Source organism: Bariatricus sp. HCP28S3_D3 (genome assembly GCF_052065755.1).
Taxonomy (GTDB): Bacteria; Bacillota; Clostridia; order Lachnospirales; family Lachnospiraceae; genus Allocoprococcus.
This window is the reverse complement of the sequence record NZ_JBQHTK010000068.1, coordinates 1-2,630: the sequence shown is the minus strand read 5'-3', so window position 1 is coordinate 2,630 and position 2,630 is coordinate 1. Positions and strand designations below refer to the sequence as shown.

Genomic DNA, 2,630 nt, shown 5'->3' with positions numbered 1-2,630 from the left:
TTCCTTTGCAACTGGCATAAAAATACTCCTTTTCGATAAAAATTGTCATATCTGAATTCTTACCAAAAAGGAGCCATTTTTTTCAAAAACACAAAATATTTTACACTACCCAGAAGCATAAAAATAACGACGGTTCTAATAATTAGAACCGTCGTTATTTTTTAATTTTTATTTCCGGATCAATTCCAGAAGTTTTTCTTTCGGCTGTGCTCCCAGTGTCTGAGCTATAATTTCTCCATTCTTGAATACAAGAAATGTAGGTATTGACATGACCCGATACTGTCTTGCAAGTTCCATCTGCTCATCCACATTCACTTTGCATACCTTAATTTCCGTCTGCTCTTTCGCCAGCTCTTCTATAACCGGCAACATCATCTGGCAGGGTCCACACCATTCTGCCCAGAAATCCACCAACACCGGTTTATCTGCTTTTAAAACTTCCTGCTCAAAATTTTCTTTTGTTAATACAACTGCCATCTTATTACTCCTTTTCTTTATAAAATTTTCATTATAGAACTGTCTTGTGTATTTTCTGACTTCGATGCCAATACCTTTCTTTCAATATCAGCAACTGTTAGCTTTTCCATATACTCTCTGCACAATTTATTCATGTCCGAAGCCATTTCATCTATGATATTAGCCATCCCACTACAGATCATACACTCTTTATCCGCATTCCCCGAAGTCCATGTTGCTTTCACAAATTCTGTTCCAAGTGCTTCTCCTACACTTTGAAGCGTACAATCCGCTCCGTCCCTGCAGAGACAATAGCCTCCGCTTGCACCTTCTTTCGTGTCTACAAGACCGGCTTTTTTTAGTTTTCCCATCACTTTTCTAATACATACCGGATTCGTACAAACATTCTCAGCCAACACATCACTTGCAACTACTTCCTGCTTATGATATAGAAAAACAAGAGCGTGCACCGCAATTATAAATTCACTATTCATTGTCTTCTCCTCTTCGCTTCCCTATCTGATCTGCCGACTCTATCGTCTGTAAAACAATGCTCTCCATCATATCGCCGGTAAGCGCACCACTTACATAACCATATACATTCCCATTTACATCTATCATAAATGTCGTGGGAAATGCCGTAATTCCATAATTCGAAAGAATTTCACCGCTTTCATCAAAAAGTATAGGGTAAGTCCATCCGTTTTCATTCATGAAACCGGCAATTTCTTCTTTACTAATATCGTTATTATTAGGGTGTCCCTCAGTTTTGGGATTTGCCACACCAAGCACGATTACATCTTCTGTATTTTCATTGTATTGTTCGTAAAGTTTCTGTATATCCGGCATTTCACTTTTACACGGCCCGCACCAGGTTGCCCAGAAATTCAAAAAAATAGTCTTTCCACGATAATCTGACAGCGTATGTTCTTTCCCATATTGATCCATCAATATAAAATCAGGTGCCTTAATCTGCTTATGAACTTCTTCATCTTCCTCATCATTCTGCATTTCTTCTGAATCCGAAGTCTGCCGAGTCTCCTCTGTTGTCGAATTTTTACTTTCAAACGAAGAAGCCAGATGACCCATCACGCCGTTTAACCATCCAGTCAGTGTCATAACTCCCATCACGATAAGAAGTACTGCTCCTATTTTCACAGTATATTTGACAATACTTCCATGATTTCTAAAAAACGTAAGCAATGTTCCGGTAAATATCCCTACCAGAAGAAACGGTACAACAAACCCGAGAACATAAACACTGATCAGAACAAATCCCTGTTTCATTGTTGTGGATGAACCTGCCATTAATAGCACCGCTGATAGTGTGGGGCCAACACAAGGTGTCCATGCAAAGCTGAATGTAAACCCCAAAATCAAAGCAGTGATTGGATTCATCGTCCATTTGTCCCATCGTATATTCAATCGATGTTCCCGCTCCAATGTCTTAGATCTTCCGAATATACCCAACTGATATGCACCTAGCAAAATCATAATTCCCCCGCTAAGACGTGCGAACCAGATTCTGTTATCTTTTAGGAACTGTCCGAGTACCGAAAATCCTAGTCCTAACACATAGAAAGCAGCTCCTATTCCAAACACAAAGCATACCGTATGAAGAAACACTTTCTTTTTCGGATAAACCATCCGGCCCAGCTCATCAACGTTTAATGTTCCACCTGCAAGATATCCAATATACAAGGGTACAAGAGGAAACACACACGGAGATAAAAAGCTCAATACCCCTTGTATAAATACAGTAAATACGGGAATTCCTGCTTCAAATGTTAAATTCATATATCTCCTTTCTAATCTGTAATCCATATTATTACATTTATTACTGTAACAATATCACATACAGTTAGATCTGTCAATATATCATTTGTTATAATAAAAAAACTTCCATAAACATCTCTGTCTATGGAAGTCATCTTAGCTCCCCGAGTTGGGTTCGAACCAACGACCCTTCGGTTAACAGCCGAATGCTCTACCGCTGAGCTATCGAGGAATACTCTAATATTATAGCACTTTCTTCATTTTTTTCAAGTGCTTTTTGAAAATACTTTTATGTACCTTCAAAACCACATACAAAGTTTTATCTCTCCATCCATTTCTTTCCTATCCTACCATTTCAAACTTACTTTCCGCGGAAACCATTCGAGAACTTCGTTCTC

General features: G+C 38.7%; 3 protein-coding genes and 1 tRNA gene. All 4 read right to left on the bottom strand.

The annotated features are described in order from the left end of the window. Window positions 1-168 precede the first annotated feature (168 nt). Window positions 169-477 carry a thioredoxin gene (gene trxA, locus ACTNB3_RS17655; protein WP_427808294.1) on the bottom strand — a complete coding sequence of 103 codons (309 nt, stop codon included), beginning with the start codon at window positions 475-477 and terminating at the stop codon, window positions 169-171. Window positions 478-494: 17 nt separating this feature from the next. Continuing rightward, complete coding sequence (locus ACTNB3_RS17650; protein ID WP_441027264.1) at window positions 495-950, bottom strand: RrF2 family transcriptional regulator; 456 nt, start codon at window positions 948-950, stop codon at window positions 495-497. Next, window positions 943-2,253 carry a redoxin domain-containing protein gene (locus tag ACTNB3_RS17645; RefSeq protein ID WP_441027262.1) on the bottom strand — a complete coding sequence of 437 codons (1,311 nt, stop codon included), beginning with the start codon at window positions 2,251-2,253 and terminating at the stop codon, window positions 943-945. The genes ACTNB3_RS17650 and ACTNB3_RS17645 overlap by 8 nt, the downstream gene beginning before the upstream one ends. 139 nt (window positions 2,254-2,392) lie before the next feature. Continuing rightward, window positions 2,393-2,464, bottom strand: a tRNA-Asn gene (locus tag ACTNB3_RS17640). Window positions 2,465-2,630: the final 166 nt, after the last annotated feature.